35 protein-coding genes and 1 riboswitch are annotated in these 25,068 nt (G+C 36.2%); of the genes, 11 read left to right on the top strand and 24 right to left on the bottom strand.

Features of this window, described 5'->3' with window-relative positions:
• Positions 1-111: 111 nt before the first annotated feature.
• The 6 genes from RGU12_RS20025 to RGU12_RS20050 all read right to left on the bottom strand — a co-directional run bounded on the left by RGU12_RS20025 (position 112) and on the right by RGU12_RS20050 (position 4,072).
• Entirely contained in the window at positions 112-564 is a 453-nt protein-coding gene (locus RGU12_RS20025) for a GNAT family N-acetyltransferase (RefSeq protein ID WP_309537611.1), read from the bottom strand.
• A 37-nt stretch (positions 565-601) separates the two neighbouring features.
• Complete coding sequence (locus tag RGU12_RS20030; protein WP_309537612.1) at positions 602-1,060, bottom strand: helix-hairpin-helix domain-containing protein; 459 nt, start codon at positions 1,058-1,060, stop codon at positions 602-604.
• A 38-nt stretch (positions 1,061-1,098) separates the two neighbouring features.
• Positions 1,099-1,665, bottom strand: a complete 567-nt coding sequence (locus RGU12_RS20035; RefSeq protein ID WP_309537613.1) for a nucleotidyltransferase family protein — start codon at positions 1,663-1,665, stop codon at positions 1,099-1,101.
• Positions 1,666-1,954: 289 nt separating this feature from the next.
• The gene (locus RGU12_RS20040; protein WP_309537614.1) at positions 1,955-2,386 is read right to left on the bottom strand and encodes an NUDIX hydrolase; all 432 of its coding nucleotides are present in this window, start codon (positions 2,384-2,386) and stop codon (positions 1,955-1,957) included.
• Positions 2,387-2,406: 20 nt separating this feature from the next.
• Positions 2,407-2,793, bottom strand: a complete 387-nt coding sequence (locus RGU12_RS20045) for a DUF4440 domain-containing protein (RefSeq protein ID WP_309537615.1) — start codon at positions 2,791-2,793, stop codon at positions 2,407-2,409.
• 109 nt (positions 2,794-2,902) lie between these two features.
• Positions 2,903-4,072 carry an MFS transporter gene (locus tag RGU12_RS20050; RefSeq protein WP_309537616.1) on the bottom strand — a complete coding sequence of 390 codons (1,170 nt, stop codon included), beginning with the start codon at positions 4,070-4,072 and terminating at the stop codon, positions 2,903-2,905.
• Between the two features lie 187 nt (positions 4,073-4,259).
• On the opposite strand from RGU12_RS20050, the gene RGU12_RS20055 reads away from it, so the two are divergent.
• Positions 4,260-4,862 carry a LysE/ArgO family amino acid transporter gene (locus RGU12_RS20055; protein WP_309537617.1) on the top strand — a complete coding sequence of 201 codons (603 nt, stop codon included), beginning with the start codon at positions 4,260-4,262 and terminating at the stop codon, positions 4,860-4,862.
• A gap of 14 nt (positions 4,863-4,876) precedes the next feature.
• On the opposite strand, the gene RGU12_RS20060 is transcribed toward RGU12_RS20055, so the two are convergent.
• The 5 genes from RGU12_RS20060 to lepB form a co-directional block, all read right to left on the bottom strand.
• Positions 4,877-5,227 carry a VOC family protein gene (locus tag RGU12_RS20060; RefSeq protein ID WP_309537618.1) on the bottom strand — a complete coding sequence of 117 codons (351 nt, stop codon included), beginning with the start codon at positions 5,225-5,227 and terminating at the stop codon, positions 4,877-4,879.
• 54 nt (positions 5,228-5,281) lie between these two features.
• Positions 5,282-5,596: an MBL fold metallo-hydrolase gene (locus RGU12_RS20065; protein WP_309537619.1), complete on the bottom strand. Its 315-nt coding sequence runs from the start codon at positions 5,594-5,596 to the stop codon at positions 5,282-5,284.
• A gap of 143 nt (positions 5,597-5,739) precedes the next feature.
• Positions 5,740-6,537 (bottom strand): HAD family hydrolase, encoded by a 798-nt coding sequence (locus RGU12_RS20070; RefSeq protein ID WP_309537620.1) that lies wholly within the window; start codon positions 6,535-6,537, stop codon positions 5,740-5,742.
• A 178-nt stretch (positions 6,538-6,715) separates the two neighbouring features.
• The gene (locus RGU12_RS20075; protein ID WP_309537621.1) at positions 6,716-6,928 is read right to left on the bottom strand and encodes a hypothetical protein; all 213 of its coding nucleotides are present in this window, start codon (positions 6,926-6,928) and stop codon (positions 6,716-6,718) included.
• A gap of 218 nt (positions 6,929-7,146) precedes the next feature.
• Positions 7,147-7,692 (bottom strand): signal peptidase I, encoded by a 546-nt coding sequence (gene lepB, locus RGU12_RS20080; RefSeq protein ID WP_309537622.1) that lies wholly within the window; start codon positions 7,690-7,692, stop codon positions 7,147-7,149.
• Positions 7,693-7,895: 203 nt separating this feature from the next.
• Between lepB and RGU12_RS20085 the strand changes: the two genes are divergently transcribed.
• The 3 genes from RGU12_RS20085 to RGU12_RS20095 are packed head-to-tail and all read left to right on the top strand — an operon-like array spanning position 7,896 to position 10,154.
• Positions 7,896-8,255: a PadR family transcriptional regulator gene (locus RGU12_RS20085; protein ID WP_309537623.1), complete on the top strand. Its 360-nt coding sequence runs from the start codon at positions 7,896-7,898 to the stop codon at positions 8,253-8,255.
• Positions 8,233-8,715 (top strand): hypothetical protein, encoded by a 483-nt coding sequence (locus RGU12_RS20090; RefSeq protein ID WP_309537624.1) that lies wholly within the window; start codon positions 8,233-8,235, stop codon positions 8,713-8,715. Before RGU12_RS20085 ends, RGU12_RS20090 begins: the two co-directional genes overlap by 23 nt.
• On the top strand, positions 8,712-10,154 hold the full coding sequence (locus RGU12_RS20095) for a serine hydrolase domain-containing protein (RefSeq protein WP_309537625.1): 1,443 nt from the start codon (positions 8,712-8,714) through the stop codon (positions 10,152-10,154). Before RGU12_RS20090 ends, RGU12_RS20095 begins: the two co-directional genes overlap by 4 nt.
• A 64-nt stretch (positions 10,155-10,218) precedes the next feature.
• On the opposite strand, the gene RGU12_RS20100 is transcribed toward RGU12_RS20095, so the two are convergent.
• Positions 10,219-10,722, bottom strand: a complete 504-nt coding sequence (locus RGU12_RS20100) for a DinB family protein (RefSeq protein ID WP_309537626.1) — start codon at positions 10,720-10,722, stop codon at positions 10,219-10,221.
• Positions 10,723-11,021: 299 nt separating this feature from the next.
• Here RGU12_RS20100 and RGU12_RS20105 point away from each other — a divergent pair, with 299 nt between their 5' ends.
• Together RGU12_RS20105 and RGU12_RS20110 are read left to right on the top strand one after the other, a co-directional pair.
• Positions 11,022-12,035, top strand: coding sequence for a DUF3231 family protein (locus tag RGU12_RS20105; protein WP_309537627.1), 1,014 nt, complete (start codon positions 11,022-11,024; stop codon positions 12,033-12,035).
• Positions 12,036-12,435: 400 nt separating this feature from the next.
• Entirely contained in the window at positions 12,436-13,323 is an 888-nt protein-coding gene (locus RGU12_RS20110; RefSeq protein ID WP_309537628.1) for a UCP032817 domain-containing protein, read from the top strand.
• A 167-nt stretch (positions 13,324-13,490) separates the two neighbouring features.
• Here the strand turns inward: RGU12_RS20110 and RGU12_RS20115 are convergent, their stop codons facing one another.
• From RGU12_RS20115 to RGU12_RS20155, 9 genes are all read right to left on the bottom strand, one after another.
• On the bottom strand, positions 13,491-13,937 hold the full coding sequence (locus tag RGU12_RS20115) for a GNAT family N-acetyltransferase (protein WP_309537629.1): 447 nt from the start codon (positions 13,935-13,937) through the stop codon (positions 13,491-13,493).
• A 108-nt stretch (positions 13,938-14,045) separates the two neighbouring features.
• Positions 14,046-15,131 (bottom strand): DUF3626 domain-containing protein, encoded by a 1,086-nt coding sequence (locus RGU12_RS20120; RefSeq protein WP_309538301.1) that lies wholly within the window; start codon positions 15,129-15,131, stop codon positions 14,046-14,048.
• Between the two features lie 28 nt (positions 15,132-15,159).
• Positions 15,160-16,041 carry a PhzF family phenazine biosynthesis protein gene (locus tag RGU12_RS20125; RefSeq protein WP_309537630.1) on the bottom strand — a complete coding sequence of 294 codons (882 nt, stop codon included), beginning with the start codon at positions 16,039-16,041 and terminating at the stop codon, positions 15,160-15,162.
• 30 nt (positions 16,042-16,071) lie between these two features.
• A complete protein-coding gene (locus RGU12_RS20130; protein ID WP_309537631.1) occupies positions 16,072-16,536 on the bottom strand; it encodes a DUF3291 domain-containing protein in 465 nt (154 codons plus the stop codon).
• Positions 16,537-16,707: 171 nt separating this feature from the next.
• Positions 16,708-17,250: a GNAT family N-acetyltransferase gene (locus RGU12_RS20135; protein ID WP_309537632.1), complete on the bottom strand. Its 543-nt coding sequence runs from the start codon at positions 17,248-17,250 to the stop codon at positions 16,708-16,710.
• A 224-nt stretch (positions 17,251-17,474) separates the two neighbouring features.
• Complete coding sequence (locus RGU12_RS20140; protein ID WP_309538302.1) at positions 17,475-17,789, bottom strand: DMT family transporter; 315 nt, start codon at positions 17,787-17,789, stop codon at positions 17,475-17,477.
• Complete coding sequence (locus tag RGU12_RS20145; protein WP_309537633.1) at positions 17,789-18,130, bottom strand: DMT family transporter; 342 nt, start codon at positions 18,128-18,130, stop codon at positions 17,789-17,791. Before RGU12_RS20145 ends, RGU12_RS20140 begins: the two co-directional genes overlap by 1 nt.
• 66 nt (positions 18,131-18,196) lie before the next feature.
• A riboswitch (guanidine-I (ykkC/yxkD leader) is annotated at positions 18,197-18,296 on the bottom strand.
• 118 nt (positions 18,297-18,414) lie between these two features.
• Entirely contained in the window at positions 18,415-19,122 is a 708-nt protein-coding gene (locus RGU12_RS20150) for a DNA alkylation repair protein (protein WP_309537634.1), read from the bottom strand.
• A gap of 183 nt (positions 19,123-19,305) precedes the next feature.
• A complete protein-coding gene (locus RGU12_RS20155) occupies positions 19,306-19,692 on the bottom strand; it encodes a DUF5661 family protein (RefSeq protein WP_309537635.1) in 387 nt (128 codons plus the stop codon).
• A gap of 234 nt (positions 19,693-19,926) precedes the next feature.
• Between RGU12_RS20155 and RGU12_RS20160 the strand changes: the two genes are divergently transcribed.
• The 3 genes from RGU12_RS20160 (at position 19,927) to RGU12_RS20170 (ending at position 20,777) form a co-directional block, all read left to right on the top strand.
• Positions 19,927-20,235 (top strand): hypothetical protein, encoded by a 309-nt coding sequence (locus tag RGU12_RS20160; protein WP_309537636.1) that lies wholly within the window; start codon positions 19,927-19,929, stop codon positions 20,233-20,235.
• Between the two features lie 164 nt (positions 20,236-20,399).
• Positions 20,400-20,591, top strand: a complete 192-nt coding sequence (locus tag RGU12_RS20165; RefSeq protein ID WP_309537637.1) for a spore coat protein D — start codon at positions 20,400-20,402, stop codon at positions 20,589-20,591.
• 84 nt (positions 20,592-20,675) lie between these two features.
• On the top strand, positions 20,676-20,777 hold the full coding sequence (locus tag RGU12_RS20170; RefSeq protein WP_116353139.1) for a YjcZ family sporulation protein: 102 nt from the start codon (positions 20,676-20,678) through the stop codon (positions 20,775-20,777).
• A gap of 102 nt (positions 20,778-20,879) precedes the next feature.
• Here the strand turns inward: RGU12_RS20170 and RGU12_RS20175 are convergent, their stop codons facing one another.
• Together RGU12_RS20175 and RGU12_RS20180 are read right to left on the bottom strand one after the other, a co-directional pair.
• Positions 20,880-21,257, bottom strand: coding sequence for a VOC family protein (locus RGU12_RS20175; protein WP_309537638.1), 378 nt, complete (start codon positions 21,255-21,257; stop codon positions 20,880-20,882).
• A gap of 254 nt (positions 21,258-21,511) precedes the next feature.
• Positions 21,512-21,955 carry a VOC family protein gene (locus tag RGU12_RS20180; RefSeq protein ID WP_309537639.1) on the bottom strand — a complete coding sequence of 148 codons (444 nt, stop codon included), beginning with the start codon at positions 21,953-21,955 and terminating at the stop codon, positions 21,512-21,514.
• 217 nt (positions 21,956-22,172) lie between these two features.
• On the opposite strand from RGU12_RS20180, the gene RGU12_RS20185 reads away from it, so the two are divergent.
• The gene (locus RGU12_RS20185) at positions 22,173-22,838 is read left to right on the top strand and encodes a LysM peptidoglycan-binding domain-containing protein (protein WP_483867256.1); all 666 of its coding nucleotides are present in this window, start codon (positions 22,173-22,175) and stop codon (positions 22,836-22,838) included.
• A gap of 54 nt (positions 22,839-22,892) precedes the next feature.
• Here the strand turns inward: RGU12_RS20185 and RGU12_RS20190 are convergent, their stop codons facing one another.
• Positions 22,893-23,165 (bottom strand): DUF2277 domain-containing protein, encoded by a 273-nt coding sequence (locus tag RGU12_RS20190; protein ID WP_309537641.1) that lies wholly within the window; start codon positions 23,163-23,165, stop codon positions 22,893-22,895.
• A gap of 456 nt (positions 23,166-23,621) precedes the next feature.
• On the opposite strand from RGU12_RS20190, the gene RGU12_RS20195 reads away from it, so the two are divergent.
• Positions 23,622-24,845, top strand: a complete 1,224-nt coding sequence (locus RGU12_RS20195; RefSeq protein WP_396232396.1) for an MFS transporter — start codon at positions 23,622-23,624, stop codon at positions 24,843-24,845.
• Positions 24,846-25,068: the final 223 nt, after the last annotated feature.

Here is a 25,068-nt window from a genome sequence, read left to right on the forward strand (position 1 = left end):
AATTTTGTTTAATAGATGCATTACCGCTAGAAAGATAGAGGATCTTCATATAGACCGTGCAAAAGAAAGTTAAGGATTCCAATATTCACTGTATCCTCTAACTTTCTTTGTTCATAAAGTTACTGAATAAATACGCGAACTCTCACCCCACGGGTGATAACCTGTACCAATGTGGTTGAAGCCGTATTTTTCATATAATCCAATATGATTTGTACAAAGGTATAAGTTCGAAAAACCTCCTGCTTTTGCATCCTTTTTGGCTCGTTCTAGCAGTATAGAACTATAATTATTTCCTCTATATTTCTCTTCAATGTATACAGCACATACCCACGGATACAGGTCCATCCGACTTATAAAATCATTTGTAATTAGCCCTGCACAGCCAATTATATTTTCATCTTCCATTAAAAGATACCATTGAGGTAATGGATTGGGACTCGTCATACAATGTTCGATACAATCTTCATATACCTTCATGCTTTGTTCACTTGCCCATTTACTTTGAATATATGTGATTGCTAGTTTCATATATTCAGGATTTTCTTTTACTGAGATTACCTGCATTTTCTTAAGTCCTCCTGTTTCAAATTAATGGTAGCTGTTATTCATACCAAGCTTTTTGTGGTCTGTCCTTTGGGTATCCATACATTTGACGATATATCTTTCTTTCATCTGTAAAATCAAACCATTGTTTATTGCTATTCGTGTTGTTCGCATAATTTATCACACAGCGGATTTGATCTTCTACACAGCTATCCGTCCATACACCTAATTCCTTTTCCAGTAGGTCGAATAGGGTAGCTCCATCTTTTTGTATAATCTCTTGCAATGAAAAGATATATAAGTCGTTCACTAGTTTAGAAGCCAGCTCAAAACCAACTGAAGGAACAGTTTGAAAATCCGCCAATCCTTTAATCATTCGAGCTCTTTCTTCCGGAACATCCAAAGTTTTCCTTATTTGAGAGGTGCTAAGCTTATGTATCTCTCCTATTTTAACCTTAGCTTTTCTAAGCTTTCCTTTTTCCTCAAGCGATAATGGTAATTTAGGATTCTTGCTCAAAATACTCCTCCTCTTCTATGCAGGTAGTTGGACACAATTTACCCACGATAGACTTTTATCATTGGCCAGATAGCCTTCCAGTTTTTCTTCACGATCCGTTCCTCAAAAATCACAATTCGTTCTTTTTTTTCTGCAAAAAACTTTGTTGGCTTTAACTCCATATTGAGAACATCCTCTATTCCACAAGGAGCCGTAAGAATTACATTGTCTTTATCATCTATTTTCACCCCAAGTGCAGTTGCTGTTTCTGGAAATTTGGAAATGGCATCAACTGCGGATGTATATGGGGGTATATTGTTTACAACGTGCATTCTTGCTTCATTTTTGACCGACCAAGGAATGTTAGGAATAAGACTTCTTAATTCTTCTTCAAAAAACTTCTCTGTTGATTCATCTATATTTTCTTTATCAAAGTAAATAACATCAACATCAGGTGTATTCGTTCTATCGGTAAAGCCATGTAGTGTATCCCATATTTTTGAGCGTACAAACCCTGCACATATCCACCAGTCAGGTAATTGTAATGATTTTGCAGCCCTTAATATCTCCATCATCCAATCATCATCAGTTATTACTTTTATCACATCATCTTCATTTCTTAGCATCTTTACATCTCCATCAAAAATTCATAAAAATCTATATCTTCATTAATTCTGCTTATCCCCGTGATTTTGTTTATATATTTGTTTAAGCGTGGAGTGGATATTATTTAAAGCCAGTAATATAAACCCTAGCATAATGAAAGTCACTATTTCACCAGTAAAAAAGGACACTACGCCTATAACTAAAAAATAAAAGCTAAACCACCAATTTTTCATTTTCGTATTCTCTCCTGTACCTTATTCATTTGACTCCCCTTATTAACAAATACTTTTCAACTTAAATACTGCTATTTTAAAATTCTATTAAAAAAGGCTGGGAGTCTTCATCTAAACATAATTCAATTCTTTGTCTGAAATTCATAAATGTTACCATTTCTAGCGCTTGCTCAATCGAAAAGTACCCGACTTCCAAGCTTTCTGGTGAAGTGGTTAATTTACCTCCCACTGGCTTAGCTAAGAACAATGTATTGCATATTGATCTGTTCACATTTTGAAAGATGCCACAAAACTGTAAAACCTCAATATCAATTCCTGTTTCTTCTTTCGTTTCCCTAATCGCGGCTGCTTTTAATGACTCACCTTCTTCAACCTGTCCACCAGGCATTTCCCAACCTCTTTTAGGTCCCTTAATTAATAAAATTTCATTGTTTTCATTGATTACAATAGTCGCCGCTGAAACGATATGCTTGGGTGGCGAGTACATATTTTGACCGTCTTGTTCCAATTGATTTCCTCCTTTCCTTTTTATTTTGAGTAACTTTCCATATGCTGCCTAAATAACTTCCATCCACCTGATTCTTTTTTAAAAACCTCCATCGCTAAAGCGGTTGCAACTTTCTCCTCTTGCAAATAAAACTCTACAATTGAAGAAAAGATGATCTCGTCATCAGTCCTTAAATTATGAGTTAAATCGGTGTATTTCCAATATGGGCTTTTTCCTTCATAACCCTTTATCGTTTCAATGTTATCTAATTTATAAGAATCCGCCCTATAAATTTCAAATTCTTTGTCTGCGTAGTAACCAAAATAGCCAATAAAATCATCCGATATCCAGGCATTTATTTTATCAATATTACCTTCATTTAAGTCATTCCGATATTCGTAAACCGCATCTAATGCTTCTTGAATCAAAACCTTTCCCCCTAATATTCGTTTTAATTACCTATTCTCCTATTCATTTGGGAATTCCTTCTAAATATCAAAAAACCTTGAGGTTTAAATACACGAAAAGAGCGCAAATTCAACTTGCGCTCCTTGTTCTATACGTATTCTTTTCCTTGCTTCTAACCGAAATAACGACAGTAACCAATGATAAAATGATGAAGATTCCGGCAACATATGGATTTACATTGACTGAGAGTGTATCTACTATACCAGCTCCAATTACAGAACCGACAGCAACACCTAAATGAAGTGATGAATTATTTAAGCTTTGCTGAATTTCCGATGATTCGGGTGCTATTTCAATCAAATAAGATTGCATGGCCGGTGAAATCGCCCAGCTAAGAATCCCCCATACAATTAAGATTATAAAAAACATAGGATAAAAATCTGTGGTGTACGGAAATACGAAAAATAAAGCACTAAATACGATTAAAGCAATAACCATTGTTTTTCTTGAACCCAATAAATCTGCCAATACACCGCCAATCCCTCCACCGAATACAGCAGAAACACCAAAAATTAAATAAATGACACTAATCCAATTTCCATTAAAATCAGTATTTGCTTCTAAATAAGGCTTAAAATAGGTATACAGAATGGAATGACCTGTCATATAAAAGAATGTTGTAGATAGCCCTAAAGTAATTTTGTGATTTTTAAATGCTTTAAGCTGTTGTCTTAACGGTATTTGAGGTTTTGGTTGTATTTTTCCCATTAATACATGAACACCAATAATGGATAATGCTGTCAACACCGTTATAAGTACGAATGGTGCTCTCCATCCGAATTTATCCCCTAGAATAAGCCCGATCGGTACCCCTAATACTAATGAAGCACTCACTCCCATCGAGACAATCCCAATGGCCCTACCTTTATACTGTTCTCCTGCTAAGCTTGGAGCCATAACTAAACACAATATGATTAATAACGCTCCACTTAATGCTAAAATAATTCTGCCTATAAACAAAATCGAAAAAATTGGTGCAAAGACTGTGACGATACAGCCAATTAAAAAAATATATAAACAAACCAACATTAGCCGTTTTCTTTCAATTTTAGCTGTCATGACGAGCAAAATCGGTGAAGCAACTGCAAAAATGACAGCGAAAACAGTGATCAGCAAACCCGCTTGTCCGAGTGTTACATGTAAATCCTCTGCAATTAAATCTAAAATACCACTAATGATCAGTTCAACCATTCCTATTACAAAGGCTATGACCATTAAAAAATAAATACGCTTATCCATGTTGTCTTCCTTCCTAATTATATCCCACACTCTATACTAGCTTTTGATGAAAGTATACTCAAGAATAACATATTAAAATCACAAAAACTCCATTACATAAATATTCAGGGATTGGAAAATTTACGTAATTAAACTAGTGCCCATTCCCATGTATCATAGTAAGATAGGAATTGAAAGGGTTGATACAATGGAAGCCATTCTACATGGAATCATCTTAGCATTTGGACTTATTTTACCTTTAGGTGTACAGAATGTATTTGTTTTTTCACAAGGAGCAACACAGCCAAAACTACTTCGAGCATTTCCAGCAACGATTACAGCTGCAATTTGTGATACACTTTTAATTCTTTTAGCTGTATTTGGCTTATCCGTTATCGTTCTACAATTTGAATGGCTACGGATTGGTCTCATGAGTGCTGGGGTTTTATTTTTACTTTACATGGGGATTGCAATTTGGCGGTCTGAACCTACTAAAAATGAAACAAACAAGGCATTACCCATTCGACAACAAATCATTTTTGCTTCATCTGTTTCATTTTTAAATCCTCACGCCATTTTAGATATCGTCGGTGTGATTGGGACAAGTGCCTTAAAATATGTTGGGACCGATCAAATTTTATTTACAGCTGCTTGTATTATCGTATCTTGGTTGTGGTTCTTTGGCTTAACGCTGGCAGGTGCGGTTATGAAAAAAATAGATGGTACTGGGGTTTTAATGAAAATGTTCAACAAATTCTCTGCCATCTTTATCTGGGGAACTGCGATTTATCTTTTAATTGGACTGGTGTGATACGCTTTTACAGTCTATTTCCAAAAGCAAACTTGCAGCCGATTACCATCCGGGTCATACAAGTCAAAAAATCGATTTACTCCGTCATTATGTAGTTCACTAACTTTCACACGTTTTTCTTGTAGCACCTTATATACTTCTTCGATATTTTTTGTGTAAAAAATAGGGTAAACTTGACTATTCGAAGGGTTTACCTTCCCCTCCTCAATCGTTAAAGGTACTCCACTATTCCCTATACTCAATATCCGATAATGACCACCATTATAGGATTCGCTTAATCCCAAAACTTCTTGATACCAAGTACTGGCTTTTTCAACGTCACGAACGGTTAAACAAATGGTATCGATCCGCTCTAATAAACTCATTTCACATTTCTCTCCTTCATTCGATTCAGTTTTTCAATGCTTCACGAAGCATTTTTACATTTTTTTGATAAACTCCGGTTCACTTGAGATAATCTTACTTTCTTTGAAGATTTGGTTACCGCGAATATGGTCACCGTGCCAATGACTATTAATGACCGTTGTTCCTAGCTGATTTGTTATTTTTTCAGCAAACGTTTTTAAATGCTCTGAAGCTTGCTGTGTGTTAAACGTATCGAAAATGATTATCTGATTACCGAGGTCAACAAATCCTGCATTGGCTACCGAACCTCCTCCTTCTTTTGCGATTGCAGCGTAAACAAGTTGACTGACTTTCTCCAGTGTAAAATGTTTACGATAGAATTCTCCCATCATTTTTCCCTTCCTTATTTACAAATAAAAAACAGGAACAATCATACTGACGGCTCCTGTTGTATATTAAAATTCGACTTATAATGTATATTTAGATTTTACTGTGAAAAGTTAGCTAAATATTGGATACTATCCAACTTTCATTACAAAGCAAACGGTTCATATGGTTTACAAAGATAACGTTCGATAAAGTCAGCTAATCCATCATTTTGATGGTGCCCTGTCACAAAATCAGCTGCTGTTTTAACATCCTCACTTGCGTTTCCCATTGCCACACCTGTACCAGCATGACGAAGCATTTCGATGTCGTTGGGTCCATCACCAATGGCGACGACTTCATTTGGGTTTATTCGATAGGCATGTATTAAGCTTTTTATTGCAGACCATTTAGACACTTTCGGAGCAACTAATTCAAACCCATCATTCCAATCGATGACTTCTGCTTCTCTTTTAAATAAAGCTGAAAACTCAGGATTTGCTGTACCTGTACGTACACTATATTTTAGTACATCTTGATAATCCGCTTGCCTTAAATCCCCAATATATCGTGGCGGAATTCGCCCCACTTTTGTCCAATAATCGACTTCTTCATCTTGTTCCTTACAATATAGCCCATCAGCTGTATGAACGATAACATTACAAGGTCTTTCAGCAGTCAGATGATGAAATCGCTCTTCGTTTAATCGGACAGTTCTCGTTTGTATCGCTTTCCCCGTCAATGCATCGTGAATAGCGGCTCCATTCAAACAGATCATGGGAGTTCGCAATCCAATTTCTTTATGGTACGGAGCAGTTACTTCATAGTGACGACCAGTGGCTAGAAAAACCTTTACTCCCTGATTAATCAACCGGTAAATAGCTTCCAAGTTCCGTTGAGAAATGTTATTTGAGGCTGTTAACAATGTCCCATCCATGTCAATAAATAGTGCACGCACATTCATTTAAAATGCCTCCTTATTCGTTGGTAAAGCAATCATACCATCCGAATATTAAAGCCAAGTAAACTCTGTGTGCAGATTGAATGAAGTTTGTTGAGAAGCAGAGGGAACAACAATGCAATATTTTTGAATTTTAAATTAGCTTGCTGTAACGTAATGTGAAAGAACACTGTATAAGAATTTACTTCGTTCGTGAATGTCTTTTATATGCAGCACTTACTATAAATAAAAAAGCAAAACACCAGATAATTCCTTGTATAATCGTGATTATCCAATTACCAATATTGAAAAAAAGTGTAAACAGTAATAATAAGATTGGACTAATAATGATTAAAGAAAAACCAATTAAAAATGCCTTCTTCTCTGGTAACGCTTTTATTTTTGTTAACATCATTTAATTCTTCCCTTTTTTACTATTCCTTTTGTCCATAAAACCTAAAACAATTGCCCCAAATATATCCGCAAAAAGTGTAAAGATCGCTTCCACCAAAACCGCCCCTTTGGTTCATTATATATAAATATACGAATACACAAGTAGAAGGTTTCATATAGGTAGAAGATAATAACAGCGGTATTAAAAAAAGGTGCAATCGGGACGCACCTTTCTAAAACTTATTTATCAATTATTTTAATCTCCTGAATTGGCCATAACACAATATTCGTGGTTCCGACAACTTTATCTATTGGAATAGCTCCGATGTGACGACTATCCATACTATTCCGGCGATTATCTCCCATTACAAATAAATGTCCTTCTGGAACCACATCACCACCCACTGGGGTTTCCCTTAGTGTAAATGAATACGTTAGTGGTCCATCCTTTACAGCTTCTTTACTTTTATCTAAATAGGGTTCATCGTAAGGGTCACCGTTTATATACAACATATCATTTTTATATTCGATGCGATCTCCTGGCAAACCAATTACTCTTTTAATAAAGTCTTTTTCCCCTGTCGCGTGAAAAACAACAACATCAAATCGTTTCGGTTCTCCTATTTTTGTGACAATCATTCGATTTTGATCGTGCAAAGTCGGCGCCATCGAAGCCCCTTCCACGACAACAGGAGTAAAGAAAAAGGCACGAACAATAAAAGCTACGATAATTGCAATAAAGAGGGCTTTCATCCATTCCCAAATCTCACTTCTCTTTTCAACCAATTCTTCACCTTCTTACGTTTTCTATTTTTTGAAAAAGGAATCCTGTTTTAATTATTATATTCCACAAATAAGTTCAAATTCCTGCTAGATACAACGCAACCAAAGGATTACATTTATAAATCTTACTATGATTTTATCCATCTTTACATATTTTTTACAATTATATACTTGATTGAAGTATATATTTGAATTAAAGTGAAAATATGGACAGAACAAGTTTAATAAAAGGTCATTTAGAAATGTGTGTGTTAGCAATTTTATCTCGTCAGAAAAGCTATGGATATGAAATTATGAAGGAACTAGAAAAACATAATTTAAAGTTGAAAGGAGTAGGCAGTATTTATCCAATCCTCACAAAGCTTAGCGAGCAGGAATGGGTTTATACATCAAGGGAATTAACTGAATCAGGAAAAGTAAGAGTGTATTATGAAATCAATAAAAAGGGTCAGCGCGCCCTTACCAATAAAATAGCCGAATGGCTTCATTTACAAAATGATATAAAGTCCTTGCTTGCTGATAACATGAAGGAGACCAATGAAGATGACTACATTAACAAAAATTGAAAAAGATTATGTAGAAAAGGTTCTTTTGGAATTAAAAAAATACAAGATTAATAAGGAGCAATTGGATAGTATCAACGAGCAGTTATTGGATCACATTTCATCCTCACATGAAAACGGTGAAAATAGCATCGAACAACTTGGCGATTCTGAAACACTCGTTAAAGATTATTTAGAAATATACGGTATCGATAAGGAATATCCAGAAAGACAGAAATTAAAACCATTTCCTTTCTTTTTGGGAGCCATCTCATTTCCAGTTGTGTATCTATTCAGTCAGCTAATCTTATCCTTATTTTTAACCCAATCTTTCTCACAGCAAAGATCGTTCGAATACAATATCATTTATCGAATTTCTGAACAGCCGTGGTGGAATACGTTACTAGTTTCAATAAGCTTATTCACAGCCCTCGCCTTTTCGGTTGTTATAACTGTCATTTTGAGAAGGAGGTCGACAAGGTGAAAGGAATATCACATTACCTGATTTTTACGATATTATTCATATTCTTGTTGCCATCTCCTCATAGTTCAGCCCAGGATACGATAGAGTCAAAGTTGCATTTGTATATTGAGAAATACATCGAAGAGCAACGCATTCCGGGTGCTGCGGTTTCAATTGTTGAAAATGATAATGTCTTATACTCGGAATCATTTGGAAAAACAGGAGGGAAAGAAATTGAAATAACACCTGACACTCCATTTTTATTAGGTTCCATTAGCAAATCCTTGACTGCTCTTGCAGTACTTAAACTAGCAGAAGAAGGAGTGATAGGACTAGAAGATCCAATCCAAATATACCTCCCCTCTTTTACGTTACAAGATAAAGAGGCTGCATCAAAGATAACCATTAAACAACTACTTACACAAGCTAGTGGGTTTAGTACATATGAAGGGATGACCATATCGGATTTAGGTTCTAATGAGCGTGATGCAATCCAAACGAATATACAGATCCTCTCAGATACCAAATTGACAGAAACTCCAGGAACTAAACACCAATATAGTAATGCAAACTATTCTATTCTTGCAGGATTAATTGAGGAAGTGTCTGGGCAATCTTATGCAGACTTTATGGACGAACGTGTTTTCAAACCATTAGGAATGACTCATGCTGCCGCCGACATGGAAAGAGCAACTGACCGAGGGTATCAATCAGGCTACCAATCTTGGTTCGGATTCCCTGTTAAAAGTGAAGTCCCATATGACAATGGTGGTGCCCCGTACGGATACATAACGGCAAGTTCAAATGACATGATTCATTATATAAAGGCCTTGATTGACGGAAATACGGAAAAGCTTGTGAACGAAGAGCTTTTAAATCTGGCCTTTTCACCACATGTGCAAACGGGAGAAACAAGGTATTATGGCTTTGGTTGGAGAATAACAGCCCCAGGTTCGGACAACGAAATGATTTGGCATTCCGGATCCACCCCTGACTCTCGGACAGATATTTTTTTCTATCCTAAAAGTAAGTGGGGAGCCGTTATTCTAACAAATAAGGAACACATTTTAGAAGAGTCCGCCCTCATACATTTCAGGAATGGGATTATTTCCATTATGAATGGCGAAGAACCAATGGATGTGGATGCGTATAAACCAACTGTTCAAATTGCTATTACTCTTTTACTATTGATTCTTGCAGGAAACATTATTCGAATCCTATTAAAAAATAAATCTAGTAAAGTAATTAGATATCGTCGTATGAATATAGTTTTAGGAATAATAATGGTTTTTCTAGCTATTTTATTAATTCCATTGCTCATCTATTTTTCATCATCACCTTGGCATTCAATTACATTATTTGCACCTGATATTGCTCTCCTCACCGTTTTCTTAACCGTATTCTTGTTTGTAAACGGCATCCTTCTCTTATTCTCTAGAAAAGGAAAGAAAACAGTTTAATATTTATAGCCGGAAACTCATGTTGAGCCTCCGGCCTTTTATACACCTATAAGGTTCGATTCATTCACATCTTAGGTGCTTCCCTTCCAATCACAGCCCATTCCTCTTTTGCTGGTCCATATATGCCAGGGACAGTTAAACCCGCTTGACGCATAAGAATGGTCATTTGACCACGATGGTGAATTTGATGTTGGATCATAAAAAATAGCAGTTCGGAATTGGAAAAGTTCTGTCCGAAAACATCTTGTACTTCTTTAAGTTTTTCGTCACTCCATTGGTTTTTTAGGGCTTCACACAAGGCATTACTTGCTTTTTTATAGCTTTCTGATATGTACGTTGCTGAGGTTGGAACAGGATAATCTTGTGTAGGCGAGTCAAAGGAAAGATCTGTTTGAGAAGCGATAACACCAATTGCTGTTACAGTGTGCCAAGCGATTCGGCCTAAGGTCCAATTTTGAGGGGTTACTTCTTGGGAAAAGGATTCATCTGTAAGTTGATTAAGAACTTTTTGAGTAGCATCTGATTCAAATTTCCATAATGTAAAAAAACCGTTTAGTGTTTGAAACATATTCATCCTCCTCACTTAAACGCTACTCTATATATATTTCATATATTTAAAAATTGACCACTTAATTAGGGCAAACCATTGTATGAATTTTAATAAATAGGGTTTTTAAAAAATGTCCTTAGGGGGCAATACTACAAAACAATATTATTTATATCGTTAGGTGTTGATTGGGAAGTATCATCTATTTTGGAAAAGATGCAGGTTAACGTAAGAAAAAAATTAGAACTTATATAAATTGAATGATTCTTTTAATTAATGTTCAACCTAAATTGAACAAACTTTTTAGGGAGGAATGTGAATTGCCTGAAAAACCTGTAATTACCTCATCTGAGTTAGGCGTATTATGGCTTACATATCAAGAGAAAACAATGAATTTACGGATGTTAGAATATTTTATAGAGAAAGCTGATGATGAAAAAGCCCGGGAAATAATGACGAATCTTTATGAAGACATTAACCGTTATGTTAGTAAAATTACAGAAATATTTAAAAATGAAGGTGCTGTCATACCAGTAGGGTTTACTTCTCAGGATGTTTACAAAGATGTGCCCAAGTTATATGATAATGGCTTTGATATTATGTATATTCGCTTACTTAAAGAAATTAGTATGGGATTGCATTCACTTAATATCACCATGTCCTATCGGGAAGATATTGTTACCATATTTAAAGAACTTACTGCTATTACTCAAACGTATTACAATCTGTGTACGCAATATTTGCTTGAGAAAGGAATGCTCGTACGCCCACCTTATGTTACAATGCCGCATTCAGTCGAGTTTGTTAAGGACACCAACTATTTAGGTGGATTAGCCATTAATCCATTTAATGAGAAAAGGACATTAAATACGGTCGAGGTTGCCCATATTCATCATTCAATTGAATCAAATATTACCGGGATGCAGATGATTATCGGTTTTGCTCAATGTGCAAAGAATGAAGAAGTTAAAAATTTCTTTAATGAAGGAGCCGAACTTTCAAAGAATATTATTAAACAACTAAGCGAGACCTTGCTGCAAAGTGGTATTCAATCACCAGAAACATCAGGTGGTCATGCAACCCGTTCTACTGTGGCCCCATTTTCTGATAAATTGATGATGTACTGCATCAGTGTTTTTTGTAGTTTTGGTTTAGGTGGTAACTCATTAGGAACTGCTTTTAGTTTACGAAATGATATATCAGCAAAAATGAGTATTTTTATGAAAGATATATTCGAATATGCCCATAAAGGGGCAAAAATTATGATTAAAAATGGTTGGATGGAAGAACCACCACAGATGGAAGAAAGAGGGAAACTTATTAAAAAGTCATGAGATACTTGCAATCGACATACTGATCAAGTAGTTGGAGCGATTCTTCAAGATGAGAGTCGCCTTTTTTTATTGCGAAAGTACAGTTTAATAAATAATGTGGTAAGAGCTAAATAAATGAAGTTCCTCTGTCCATTTCATCATTTTTTAGATTGTGAAGGATTGCACGTAAACTAATGAGTGCAAAGTTAAATAGCTACTGCTGTAGATTTTTGTCTGCTCTACAATTGGGACAGGATCGTGAAATAATGCAAAATTAAAAAATTGTAAATTGTGGAACCAATCACAGCAAATTTCGTATTAGAATATAGAGGGGTTTAGAGAGTTGGATTTTAATATTGTTTTCTGTAGATATTACATAACTGTATTATTTTAGTATTAAGATCTATTTAGGAGGGATTAGATGGGATGGATACTCCTGCTTGCAGTAGTCGTTGGGTTTATTTTATTTTTACGTAAAAAACTTTCGTTTAAATTTGACTTATCTCCAAAATCGTTAGAAACAAAACCAATCAAAGGGTTAAAAAAACTAAGTAATAACCTGGAGCAGTCCCTGAGTAAAAGTTATTTAAAAAACGTAGAAGAGAGAGTAAAAAACGAAATTAAGTTAAAAGAAAATGAATACATGTGGCGTCTACTGGATTTAAAACGCTACTTTATTTTGACTTCACTTTTGAAAGAGGCTCCAATGTTTAGCGAGAAAGTCGATGATTTGTGGCATGAGATGCTCATGTTTACTCGTGAGTATGATGACTTTTCAAAGAAGTATGTAGGCAGCACTCTTCATCATAGTCCAAATATAAAAAAGACGCCTGATCCTGATTTGAGAGGATTTTTTGATTGGGTGTATGCTGAGCTTTTTTTCATAAGAAAAGAGAATATCCATTTGTATAGGGGCTTCTTCAAGTACCCTGTTAATCCAGTTATCGTTGATGAATTTAAGAATTTACCAGAAAGCGAACTAATAAATAGATATTTTAATAGTAATACCCACTATTTGCCTACAGTACTCTCGCTTATTTCCTCCATGAAAAAGACAGCAAATAGAGTAAAAGATGCTGAAAAAAAGGTCATACAGGGAAAATTGAGAAAAAGCAAGGTTCAGAAAAATTACAACGCAATCCTGTTTCCTTTCTTATCTGTTTCTTATTTTCATTATGATGAGTTTTCAAGTTACATGAAAGTTGGTAGCGTTCAATCATCAAGTTGTTCAAGTTGCGGGTCAGCTAGTTCCTGTAGCTCTTACTCCTCTTGTAGTTCCTGCTCAAGCTGTGGTGGGGGCGGAGATTAAAAAATACTCCCTGTTAGACTTTAATTTCTGTAAAAGAATTTAATATTAGGGGAATCCATATAAATGGCTTCCCCTATTTTTATCTTAAGAACTTACAACTTCAAGAAAACTTTGGAATTGATTTTTACTCTTTGGATCAACGCACTTGAGTGAATAATAACTAACAGTTATTCAGCTAACTCTAATTCATAATGATAAAATTGAGAATCCCTTTTGTATCCATTTTTTTCATATAATCGTTGCGCAGTATGGTTATCTGGTGCTGTACTGAGACTAAGGCTTTTAGCACCTGATTCCAGTGCATATTCCTTTGCTCTCTGTAAAAGCCGTTCTCCTACACCTTGTTTTCTCGCTTTTGAATCAACATATAAGTCATTTAAGATCCAAGCCCTTTTCATAGATATAGACGAAAATGTAGGATACAGTTGAGTGAAGCCAACATATTTTGCTTTATCTTTAGCCACAAAGATAACAGATTCATTGCTTTCCATTCGCGTTTTTATGAAAGCCATGGCACCTTCAAGATCGGAATTTTGTTGATAAAACATCCGATACGAATTAAATAAGTTTGCTACACCATCTAAATCTTCTATTGTTGCTTGAGTTATTTCCATCGTATCTCCCACCTCATAAACAATTACCTATCATTACTTTACACTAAATTTAATAATTTCAGGGTGGATTTCACTTAATGATTTTTACTCGCAATTAATGCTGATAGTCTATTCTGTATACGGCTTTCCATATTTAACAAGAACATGCCACAATAGCTTTAATTCCTGAAGTACCTCCTTATAGGTTCCACGTTCCTTCCAATTTTGAGGATTTCGGTAAAGTTCCATTACTGCACAACCAATTACACTTGCATTGATACAATTATTTTTTGCAATGCGTGCTGCTAAGGATGGCATGGTTGGTCCTCTAAAGTCAGATGGAACATCATCTACCTCAAGGACAAATCCCCGATGCCAATATAAATCTATCGAATACATCTGGCATAGTTTTTCTAATGTTTCCCCGATTCTAGTCCCTTTATAAGATGGGTCTGCCACAAGCACTTCCACGTCTTTTTTCAGTGAAATATCTCCATGAACTTGAGCTTCAATGTAGTGATCAAGATTCCGTTTTGGTTCTTCTTTTACTAGGTCCGGTACCTTTTTCTTGAGATTAACTTGTAAATGATTGATTAATTTTGGTGGTGTTAGATCCCGTTTACCAATTGCAGATTCCCTTGAGAACGTCTCTTCCAAAAGTGCAGCTAGAATCATATCAAACTCTTCATATGACCCCTTTTCCTTTGGTTCTTGATGAGAATCCAAATACGTAAATGTAGAGCGGTGTGAGACTTTGGGAGATAAAAGTAAGTAACAGGAGCCAAAACGTGGAGCAGGCCCATCTGGATGCAACATTATATTCAGTGCACCGTATTTAGGACGTTGGTTATCAGTTGTCCCCTCTGTTTGATATGCTCCTCCAAAGAGTCTATTTTCCCAAATGTCGCGGGCTCCACCTGGAAAAGCAGATAAGCTAGCATTTGATATGAGAGTTTCAAACTGACTCCTATATATTCCCTGTTCTAGTAGTGCTTCGGCAACGCTTTTCATACTCGAATCTGGTCGATCGGGATGAAAATGGAGTCCAATTCGTGCGTTCTCTTTTAAACTACTAACCGCTTTATTAAAAATATCACTTGGGATATTCGACATTTTTAGGATATGGTTTATTCGTTCTTTAGCTTCAAGACTATGGTTCCTAGCATAATTCGTAATATGGTCTATCGCCATTTGTTGAGATCGAGATAATTTCACCAACTTTCCATTCCTCCTCTCAATGAATTTATAGAAACCATTCACCTTGAGCCATTTTCACTACTTTACCGCCTACATGAACATTCATTTTCCCGTTAACTTCATCTGCTTTTAAAAATAATAAAGAAGGTCTTTTTATTTCATACCCCTGTTCCACTCTAACGTTAATTTCACTTTTGTTGAAATATCGGTATTTAACTAAGTACGCGGCTAAACATCCATTCGAACTCCCCGTAGCTGGATCCTCGGGAATCCCATAGTAATCTGCGAAATCTCTAACATTTAAATCATTTTCCGTACGGTATGTTTCCGGAGAAAAAACCAGAATAGCTTTTGCATCCGTTTGTTCAATTAACGTAAAGTATTTTTCCCTATTCATGTTTACTTTCTTAACTGCCTCCAATGATTTCAAAGGGACAACAATGACTGGAAGGCCAGTCGAAACCTCTTGGATAGGGAACCTATCGTCTATGTATTCATCATCTATGTTTAAAACATCCGAAATTATTTTTTTATCTAAAATTTGTCCAAAAGAAGGTTCGTTTTGTTTCATCCATAGAACTTCTCCCCGATTATCAAACGAAACTGGTATCTGTCCCGCTTTAAAATTCAGATGAAGTTTGTCCAAAGGTTCCTTTAGCACTTCGTTTTGAATGATAAAGGCTGTTCCTAATGTAGGGTGACCAGCAAAAGGGACCTCTTCATTGGGTGTAAAAATACGAACATCAAAACCATTATTTTTTTTCAAATTAGACAAGATAAAAGTGGTTTCGGAATAATTAATTTCTTTGGCTATTTGCTGCATTTCCTGTTCAGAAAGAGTTCCTGCGTTTTTAAAAACGGCGAGTGGATTTCCTGTATATCTTCCTTCTGAAAACACATCAACAATGGAATAATTTATTTTCACCATTCATCGCTCCAAGTTGTTATTTGTTTTAATCTACTTAAGGACACATGAATCTCCTTTTTCATCAAAAGCATGCTTAAAGTCAAACGCAAAAGGCGAAGGTCCATGTTGAATATAATAATCGTATCTCTTGAAAGCCTCCTCCCATGAGATATCCTTCACCTTCTCTGTCCACCACACGACATATGAAAGGTGCTCCTCATGATTAGGTTCCATCCATCTGCTCCTATTTCGTAACGCTTGACTATGCTTACCTGAATAAGTAAAACGATACAAAGAGTGAAGGCTTTCCCATACAGTTAATGTCACGACAGGGTAACCATTCCCTTTTTCTTCTTTTGAGAAAGTCACTGCCTCTGATGAAAAATCTTCTATAAGATATCCTGATACATATGCCTGACGCATTACTTTATATCCAAACTCATAAAAATCACGAGAGACAGGGTGGTCATATGGGTGATTTAACCTGCCTACCGTATAAATTGCAATTAAAGCCATAATCAGTCCTCCATTCACTGTCTATATAAAGGTATATTCATGGGAGAAGGAATCTTATAACTTCTAGTTGTATTTCCTACAGCAGTTTTACAACAAAGTATCCAGAACGTTACTCCAAAGTCTTTTTTTCCTCGCTAAAATCCAGATTCTATTTATATAGAATTCTATTGATTAACAACCTTTGGTTTTTAGTTGCACCCATTCATTCTCTAAAATGCTCATTTCCCATACACTCCAGTATTCTTCACCATTTTTCCCTGTGTCCCTAAGTAACCCCTCTTTTATAAATCCTGCTTTTTCATAACAGGCAATAGCAGAATGATTAAAATCAAAAACCGCCAAACTGACTCTATGTAGTTTAAGATCATCAAAAGCAATTTTTAGGACTTCCTTGATCATTTGTTGGCCAATTCCTTTGCCTCTTGCACTTTTATCACCAATTAATACTTTACCTACTCTTGCCGATTTGTTTCTCCAGTCTATTTTCCCCAAAGAAATATGTCCAATAGTAGTTCCAGCTTCTTTATCTAATACTTTGTAAATCAATGCTTCTGATGTACTGCTATTCGCGTTCTCCATATATTTTTCTAATTGGCTATCCGTTAATGGATACTCGAATGCAGGGCCTCCCCATTGGAGCAGGAACTGAGGTGTTTCAATCCAATCAATCAGTTGTCTAAAATCCGAGCGTTCAAAGCATTGAAGTTGAATCATTATATTTGCCTCCTTATTCACACTTGAAAACCTTCACTTTTATTATTTCAAACAAGTTTAAAAAGGAAAATGTTTATCATTTAAAACCGTGCCACATTCATTATGTATCAAACAAATAAGAAGGGGAGAAGTGACTTTTTTCTTGTGTAACCAAAATAAAAAAAGAAGAACAAGTTAACTTCTACGAGTCACTTCTTGCTCTTCTTTGTTCTCTTACCCTATTATTATGAGACAAGTTTCAATCCGACAGCTGCCCCTAAAACCATCGCGATGAAGACCAGTCTTTTCCAATCACTTGATTCTCCATAAAAGAGCATTCCGATTATGGCACTTCCAACAACACCAATTCCTGTCCAAATTGCGTAACCTGTCCCCATCGGAATATATCTTAAAGAATAACTAAGTAAGGCAAGGCTAAAGCCAAAACCTATTATCAGTAAAACGACTGTTTGCCAATTTCGCTTAACTGACAACTGATTAATCATTGCAACACCAAATGTCTCCAATAAGCCTGCTAAAATTAAAGCAAACCAAGCCATCAAGATTCAGCCCCTTTCTCGACCTTTTCATCGGTGACTAGTTTTAAACCAATAACACCAACTAATAATAGTAAGATTAATAGAATTTTTGTCCATTTGAATGGTTCCCCAAAGAAAAGAATGTCTGCAATGACAGTACCTCCTGTTCCCAATCCCACAAAAATGGCATAAACTGTCCCAGCCGGAAGTACTTGCGCGGCTGTAATCATTAAATAGTTACTAATGATAATGGCGATAACAGTCCCAGTCCACGTCCAAAAATCATAGGAATGAGTCAATCCAATCACCCAAAATACTTCCAATACGGCTGCAATAAAAACTTTAATCCAATTTGTATTCATCTATAGGACACCTCCAATTTTTGACTCTCAAAACAAAAAAGCCCAAGAGAAACTGTTTTACTAGTATTCTCCCAGGCTTTTATCCCTCCGTGACACAGCAAAGTGCTGTGAGTTTTCTCTCGGACCAGACCAACAATACGGTTGCGGAACCCTAGAAAACATTTCATTTATGCAATTGCTTTTCATTATACACAGATTTAAATCAAATTCCAAGATTAAAGTATTGGAAAGAATTAGATAAGGGTGTCAATCCTTCTTAGATCAACACCCCGATGAAAAACTTTTTAACACCTTACATATTTCCGTTTGAAACCAAGTCTTCCTTTATCCAGTTCTTTTTGAATATTTTCGTACGCATTTAGGAAACTGCTTTTTTTCTTCTCCCTTTTGACTTCTACAATACCTACTTCCTGTGCAGTTTCTGCTGCTTTTTCATGTAGTGGGACATAGGAAATTCCTACAGTGTATAAAAAATTATTCATAGCAGACTTCGTTCGTTCTGGTGATTCGTGAATCGTATTCTTCACAAGTTCAAGCATTTCAGATAGCTTACTTTCGGAGAATTCATGGTCTTTGCGATTTCCTAAAAGCCAGCAATAGCAGCTCCAGCCCGCTGACATTCTTAGCTCCTCACCACTTGCAATCCATTTATCGGCAACTTCTTGTGCAATATCGGACTCTGACAAAGTGACGGCCACTACATAATCAGATAGCATATAAAAATACGCCCCATCCATCCAACGGTCATAATCCGCCTCCGTCATAGCCTTTGGGTCCGCAATGATTCCCGCAAAGTACATCGCATCATAGTTCCCTGTGGCATAAAGCTCCTCAGCTAACGGTTGATTTATTTTTATTTTCTTGGCAATTGGTTTCATGGCCCCTGTAGCAACGCCAAAAACCGGCTCTTTTGCACCATTCGATATGTAAATTTTTTTAGTTCGTTCCTTGCCGAGAGCTTCGAGCTCCTGCATGACCGTTTCAAAATCCATTGTTTGCACTCCTTTTTCAACCTATGTAGAACCATATTTTTTCTAGTTTGTTAATAAAACAGCCCTTGTCCCCATTATCGCTTTTTTTGCTAACCATATACGTTAATACTAACATATTGTTTTAAAATTCATATTGATGTTTTTCCACGAGGATAGACGACCACACTACTGGTCGTCATCCCATCATTTGTTCCAATAAGCCTTTGCTTCTTTCTCAAGCACCTTTAATCTTTTGTAGTAATCAGGAAATTCGTTAAGATGAGCCAGTGCAATTTTCCCGGTAGTAAGCGGATTATCATCTGTCACATTAGATTGGCTGGATATTGTTCCATGTTCAAGCTCTGTATTGACTCCCATCCAAAACTCATCTAAATCAAACTTGCTTTTAGTAAAATCAATGCCTAAAAGTAAGGCGATTGCTGCAGCTTCCTCTTTAGAAAAAGACTTTACCCTTGTTGCAGTACGATGAGTTCCACTCCAGTTTGGACGTACAGTAGTTGGATAAGGATATGGCCGACCATAGTGAAAACTGTTAGAGACATGGTACAAATATGGATGATTATAGTACAATTCAAACTCCTCCTATATGGTAGATATTCACAATATACGTTCATTACCTATTTAGGAGCATGTCTTCAATGGTTAAACAAATCGTAAATAATACGGCTCAGGTTAATTGGCTAAGCAAAATCAGTCATTCAGTATGTTAATCATTAAAAGACAGCTGTTTGAAGCACATTATTTCATCACTCTCATTAAAACCATAAATATAATACATTAGACTAATCAAGGAGGTTTAGAATGATGAACGATTTCAGATTAACAAGGAACGTACGACAACCTTTATTTCCATGGTATTATGGTTTCCCGTATTTTTCACCTGGAGGATTCCCCCCATATGGACTAGGTTATTGGTATCCCCCTTCAATCCAACAATTAACACCACTTTCAAACATATCAGTAGTAATACCTTCCATTGGCGGCATCCCCGTCGGTGCTTATCATGGAGCACACGGATTTCTTGGATCGCATGGATTTCAAGGTGGAGGAGGTATCCATGGTTTTCACAGTGGAGGATTTGCCGGCGGAGGATTTCACGGTAGATCATTTTAGCCTTTAAGGTACATTAGACTATCTTCTTTTCTTGAAGGGTATTCTAGTTAGCTTGGTATGAATTCTATTACTAGTTCATAAAACTATTTTTATAAGAATCTAATGGATTTGTCCGTTTCAAAATCTATCACTTCCTCATCTTATATAAGATAAGAGGAGGTGAAATGAAAATGCATCGTACAAGACCTGTTTTTGCTCGTCCGGTATTTAACGTTAGAAATGAGTTTGTTAAACGAGTCCATCCAGTCATCCATCCAGTTGTAGAGATTAATCGTATAAATGTGTTAGACGTACCAAGACACATTATCAAACCAATTAGAAAAACTGAAGTTGTGCATCATAGACGGAGATACTAATCGTGTTGTAATTCCACTCTTGTCCATGTCGGGCAATATTGATGATGCATAGACTATGTTATCTTTGAAAAAGGTGGTGTATCTATGAGCTACGGAGGCGGACACGGAATGGGATTTGCGTTAATTGTTGTACTCTTCATCCTACTAATTATTGTTGGTGCTTCATTCATGGGCGGAGGATACTAATCCCTACTAGGAGCGCATTACTGGCTTCTATTCTAATCTTATTTCTGAGTGTATAGCAACAAATAGTCCCTACCCTTACACAAAGTAGGGACTATTTAAAAATTATTTTTTCTCCATAACCGCAAAGTAGTTTTCTTCGTTATCAGCAAAGTTAAATACCTTTCCTGAAGGCATATTTACTATTTCGCCTACTGTTACATTTTTGTTTGATAAGTCGGAATGTAGTTGTTCTAGGTTTTCTGTAAAAAACATTAAGGAAGGTGTACCGAGATTTAAGCCAGGTGACATTTTCGCAACGAATTCCTTATTGTGTAGAATGATGCTAGTTTCTGCATCCTTATTTGGAGCAATTTCAATCCATCTCATTTGGCCATTATCCTCTTCAGCAATTACAGTAAATCCTAGTTTTTCAGTCCAAAATTTCACTACCTCATCTTGATTATTCACATATAACATGATTTGACCTACTTGACTAAACATACGCTTTCTACTCCCTTTCTGGAATTTGATATCTACATAAAATATGCCCTATTTTTAATCGTTCAAAACGAACCCTGCATGTTAGCCAGGAAACAAAACCTTTTTAACCAAATATGAGTTGGCCTTTGGCTGGACTCACTGTAGTGTTTCACTTTTTATTCTTGTAACCTATGAAGTTGGGATTAATTCTAGGCATTCCCCCCATCTACGATTTCTTCTTTAATTTCTACCAGTGTTGCCAATAAATTTTCCTCCTACTGATCTTCAATAACTAACATATCTGATTCATCGAATTCCCATAATTCTCCGTAAGCTACTTCCCAATAGTAGCCATCAAGGTCCGTAAAATAACCACCATAGCCACCCCAATCAGTCTTTTTGGGTGTTTTTTCTATTTTTGCACCTGCAATCTCCGCCTTTTTTAAAACCTCATCTACTTCTTCCATGGTTTTTGCATTATAGGCGAGAGTAATCCCCGGGAAACCATCTCCAATCTTTGGCGGATTTTCTTCGTTAATATCCAGTGCTAATTCTTCAATAGGATATAGAGCGATTCTCGTGCCTTCATTTCTAAAAAAAATAATGTCCGGATTCGATTCAGAACCTCTAATGGAAGTATCAAATCCTAGCTTTTTGAAAAACTCGTGCGCCTTCACAATGTCCTTTGTGCCAAGTGTTATCAGGTTCAGTCTATTCATCTTTTTCCTCCTTTCAAGTCTTTGTTTATTTAGTTCTCCAAACTTATCCAATCACCTTTTATCTAATTCCCATTCCCTTAAATTTTTAGGACATTCACCTACAAGGTTCTTTACGAATATGCTAGTAAACATCAAACCTTGTTTATTTAAAAAGGAGGGTCAAAAGTTGAATCGTTTCTACACACATTCCGTTCAGCCAGGGGACAGTCTTTGGAGGTTGGCTCAAGCATATAAAACAACGGTGGAGGATATTTTTACAGCAAATCCGGGAATAAACCCATATTATTTACGAGTGGGAGAGTTTATTAAAGTTCCAAATATCCAATTAAGTAAGGATCGTTGCATTAGCCAAGCTGAAGTAGATTATCGGAACGATTTGCGCAGCCTTTGGGAGGAGCATGTGGCATGGACAAGGATGGCGATTATTAGTCTAATATTCAAGCTCCCTGACATTGAGTTTGTTCTTCAACGTTTATTAAGAAACGCAACAGACATGGGAAATATGATTCGTCGTTTATATGGGGACGCTGCCGCAACAGCTTATGGAAATTTAATTAAGGAACATTTGTTGATTGCAGCTGACCTTGTCAAAGCAGCCTTAGCTGGGGACCAGCAAGCAGCTATGACAGCTGAAAAGAAATGGTATCAAAATGCGGATGCAATCGCGAAGTTTTTAAGTACTGGGAATCCATATATTTCTGAAGAGACGTTTAGAAAAATGTTCTATGAACACTTAGATTTAACGAAACAGGAAGCTGTCTTTATGATCAATAAGGATTATCAAAAAGACATTGATGTATATGACAAAATTGAAAAGCAGGCAAGAATGATGGCAGATACTATTTCTGATGCTATGGTGCTACTATATCCGGATATGTTTTGATGGGAAACCCTCCTTACTACTAGGAGGGCTTGCTTTTGGGTTGAAAGTCTACATTTATTTGGGTCCAAATCTTTTAGCTGAACGAATGCGTGCACGCTCAGCTTCTACTTCGCGATTACGAGGCTCTGCACTGGTCACCAATGCATTTAACAAATTTCTAGTTACCAAAGCAATTTCACTGATTGCTTGATTAAATGCCTCTTCGTTCATCTTTGAAGGCTTATTAAAGCCAGTTATCTTTCGAACGTATTGTAAAGATGCTGCATGAATCTCTTCGTCGGTAGCTGGGGGATCAAAATTAAATAATGTTCGAATGTTTCTGCACATAATTTACTCCTCATTGTTTTTTAAAAGTATAATCCATATCCATGAAAGATACTTTGATAGTACCACAACATTGTTTTTCCCACTAAAAGAACTTCAACAAAAAACTCTCCTTTTAAGTGTTAAGAAAATTACATGGTCCTTAATAAAATAAATACTTGATAAGCCAAATAATCTTGAGGTAAGATAATTACACTACTATACGAGAGGGTGACCATAGGGCGATGATCTACTAATCCCGGTTTCATACGTACATTCGTAAAATACGATGTCATATTTGAATGGGATTAGTGTATCTATTTATAGGTAAAAGAAGATCGTTGCAATAGTACAGGTGTGTGCTATGTCTTTTCCTATGTTTTTTTAGGATTCCCATCCAAATATGACGGATGGGAATTTTTGTGTGTTTTTACGTATTAACACCTAAACTGAAATTTAAATTCAGAAATGAGGAATTTTATGTCAAAGTTATTTAAAAATCGTTTCGTTCAAGCCATTTTCCTTTCCGCCCTATTTCTCCAAGTCGGGATTTGGATTCGGAATTTTGCTGTTCTTTTATTCGTCATGGAAAAAACAAATGGAGATGCTTTTGCAGTGTCGATGATTTCAGTTGCAGAGTTTGCACCAATCTTCATCTTTTCCTTTATTGGCGGAACCTTTGCTGATCGCTGGAGGCCAAAAAGAACGATGATTTGGTGTGATATTTTAAGTGCCGTTTCAGTGTTTGCCGTATTAATCACCCTTGTCATTGGATCGTGGAAGATTATCTTTTTTGCCACTCTAATTTCGGCCATTTTATCACAATTTTCTCAGCCTTCTGGGATGAAATTATTCAAAATGCATCTAAATGATGAACTCATCCAACAAGCTATGTCTATTTACCAAACGATTTTCGCTGTGTTCATGGTGTTTGGACCGGTGCTAGGAACCTTTGTGTTTCAGCAATTTGGAATCGATACGTCTATTGCAATAACTGGAGTTGCGTTCTTACTTTCAGCGGCAATGCTGGCATTTATTCCTGCTGACCATTCCATGGAACGAGAGAAGAAGGGGTCAACTTTGCTTGAAGAAATGAAAAGTGGAATTCGGTATGTCCTTTCCAAAAAAGAACTAAAGTTGCTGGGCCTTTGTTTTATGGCAGCGGGGCTTGCAATAGGATTAATTCAACCGTTAACAATCTTCCTGGTAACAGAACAATTAATATTGCCAAAGGAAAATTTACAATGGCTACTAATGGCTAACGGAATCGGTATGATAGTAGGTGGCGCGGTTTCTGTTATTTTTTCCAAAGCAGTTCCACCACAAAGACTATTAATGATTGGAATGTTAGCGAATGCGATTGGCATGGCAGTTGTTGGCTTTTCATCCAGTTTGCCAATTACACTAGGTGCCCAATTCTTTAACGGGCTATTCTTCCCTTGTATTCAAATTGGAATTAACACGATGATCCTTCAAAATACCAAGGCTGAATTTATTGGTCGAGTGAACGGAACACTTAGTCCATTGTTCACAGGTTCCATGGTATTAACGATGAGTATTGCAGGTGTTTTAAAGGAGGCATTTTCAATCGTTGTCATGTTCGAGTTGGCAGCCATTTTATTTGTATTCGGTATGCTCGTAATCCTGCCTTTATACAATTTAAAAGGCCCGAAACAAGGGGAACCAATGCTGGCAAAGGAATAGAATAAGCAAAAGGACAGATCCTTCAATAAGGTTTCTGTCCTTTTTTTACACTCGCCAAATGGTTGAAGAAGAGAAATCTTATTCTTCGTATTTTTGCAATAGCACGATTAATTTATTGAAAACAACTCTAAATATTTTTTTAAAAAATGAGAAGAATAAATTTATAATGAATAAAAAAGCAATCCTCATGTAAAAGTCATCACTATATTCAGAAATAGCCTCG

It is taken from the genome of Ferdinandcohnia sp. QZ13, from assembly GCF_031324165.1.
Taxonomy (GTDB): domain Bacteria; phylum Bacillota; class Bacilli; order Bacillales; family Bacillaceae_L; genus Ferdinandcohnia.

Coding starts and splice junctions, on each gene's coding strand:
- RGU12_RS20025 (WP_309537611.1), bottom strand. CDS start 564: ATGCAGGTAATCTCAGTAAAAGAAAATCCTGAATATATGAAACTAGCA.
- RGU12_RS20035 (WP_309537613.1), bottom strand. CDS start 1,665: ATGCTAAGAAATGAAGATGATGTGATAAAAGTAATAACTGATGATGAT.
- RGU12_RS20050 (WP_309537616.1), bottom strand. CDS start 4,072: ATGGATAAGCGTATTTATTTTTTAATGGTCATAGCCTTTGTAATAGGA.
- RGU12_RS20055 (WP_309537617.1), top strand. CDS start 4,260: ATGGAAGCCATTCTACATGGAATCATCTTAGCATTTGGACTTATTTTA.
- RGU12_RS20060 (WP_309537618.1), bottom strand. CDS start 5,227: ATGAGTTTATTAGAGCGGATCGATACCATTTGTTTAACCGTTCGTGAC.
- RGU12_RS20065 (WP_309537619.1), bottom strand. CDS start 5,596: ATGGGAGAATTCTATCGTAAACATTTTACACTGGAGAAAGTCAGTCAA.
- RGU12_RS20070 (WP_309537620.1), bottom strand. CDS start 6,537: ATGAATGTGCGTGCACTATTTATTGACATGGATGGGACATTGTTAACA.
- RGU12_RS20075 (WP_309537621.1), bottom strand. CDS start 6,928: ATGATGTTAACAAAAATAAAAGCGTTACCAGAGAAGAAGGCATTTTTA.
- RGU12_RS20085 (WP_309537623.1), top strand. CDS start 7,896: ATGGACAGAACAAGTTTAATAAAAGGTCATTTAGAAATGTGTGTGTTA.
- RGU12_RS20090 (WP_309537624.1), top strand. CDS start 8,233: ATGACTACATTAACAAAAATTGAAAAAGATTATGTAGAAAAGGTTCTT.
- RGU12_RS20100 (WP_309537626.1), bottom strand. CDS start 10,722: ATGTTTCAAACACTAAACGGTTTTTTTACATTATGGAAATTTGAATCA.
- RGU12_RS20110 (WP_309537628.1), top strand. CDS start 12,436: ATGGGATGGATACTCCTGCTTGCAGTAGTCGTTGGGTTTATTTTATTT.
- RGU12_RS20115 (WP_309537629.1), bottom strand. CDS start 13,937: ATGGAAATAACTCAAGCAACAATAGAAGATTTAGATGGTGTAGCAAAC.
- RGU12_RS20125 (WP_309537630.1), bottom strand. CDS start 16,041: ATGGTGAAAATAAATTATTCCATTGTTGATGTGTTTTCAGAAGGAAGA.
- RGU12_RS20130 (WP_309537631.1), bottom strand. CDS start 16,536: ATGGCTTTAATTGCAATTTATACGGTAGGCAGGTTAAATCACCCATAT.
- RGU12_RS20135 (WP_309537632.1), bottom strand. CDS start 17,250: ATGATTCAACTTCAATGCTTTGAACGCTCGGATTTTAGACAACTGATT.
- RGU12_RS20140 (WP_309538302.1), bottom strand. CDS start 17,789: ATGGCTTGGTTTGCTTTAATTTTAGCAGGCTTATTGGAGACATTTGGT.
- RGU12_RS20145 (WP_309537633.1), bottom strand. CDS start 18,130: ATGAATACAAATTGGATTAAAGTTTTTATTGCAGCCGTATTGGAAGTA.
- RGU12_RS20150 (WP_309537634.1), bottom strand. CDS start 19,122: ATGGATTTTGAAACGGTCATGCAGGAGCTCGAAGCTCTCGGCAAGGAA.
- RGU12_RS20160 (WP_309537636.1), top strand. CDS start 19,927: ATGAACGATTTCAGATTAACAAGGAACGTACGACAACCTTTATTTCCA.
- RGU12_RS20165 (WP_309537637.1), top strand. CDS start 20,400: ATGAAAATGCATCGTACAAGACCTGTTTTTGCTCGTCCGGTATTTAAC.
- RGU12_RS20170 (WP_116353139.1), top strand. CDS start 20,676: ATGAGCTACGGAGGCGGACACGGAATGGGATTTGCGTTAATTGTTGTA.
- RGU12_RS20175 (WP_309537638.1), bottom strand. CDS start 21,257: ATGTTTAGTCAAGTAGGTCAAATCATGTTATATGTGAATAATCAAGAT.
- RGU12_RS20180 (WP_309537639.1), bottom strand. CDS start 21,955: ATGAATAGACTGAACCTGATAACACTTGGCACAAAGGACATTGTGAAG.
- RGU12_RS20190 (WP_309537641.1), bottom strand. CDS start 23,165: ATGTGCAGAAACATTCGAACATTATTTAATTTTGATCCCCCAGCTACC.
- RGU12_RS20195 (WP_396232396.1), top strand. CDS start 23,622: ATGTCAAAGTTATTTAAAAATCGTTTCGTTCAAGCCATTTTCCTTTCC.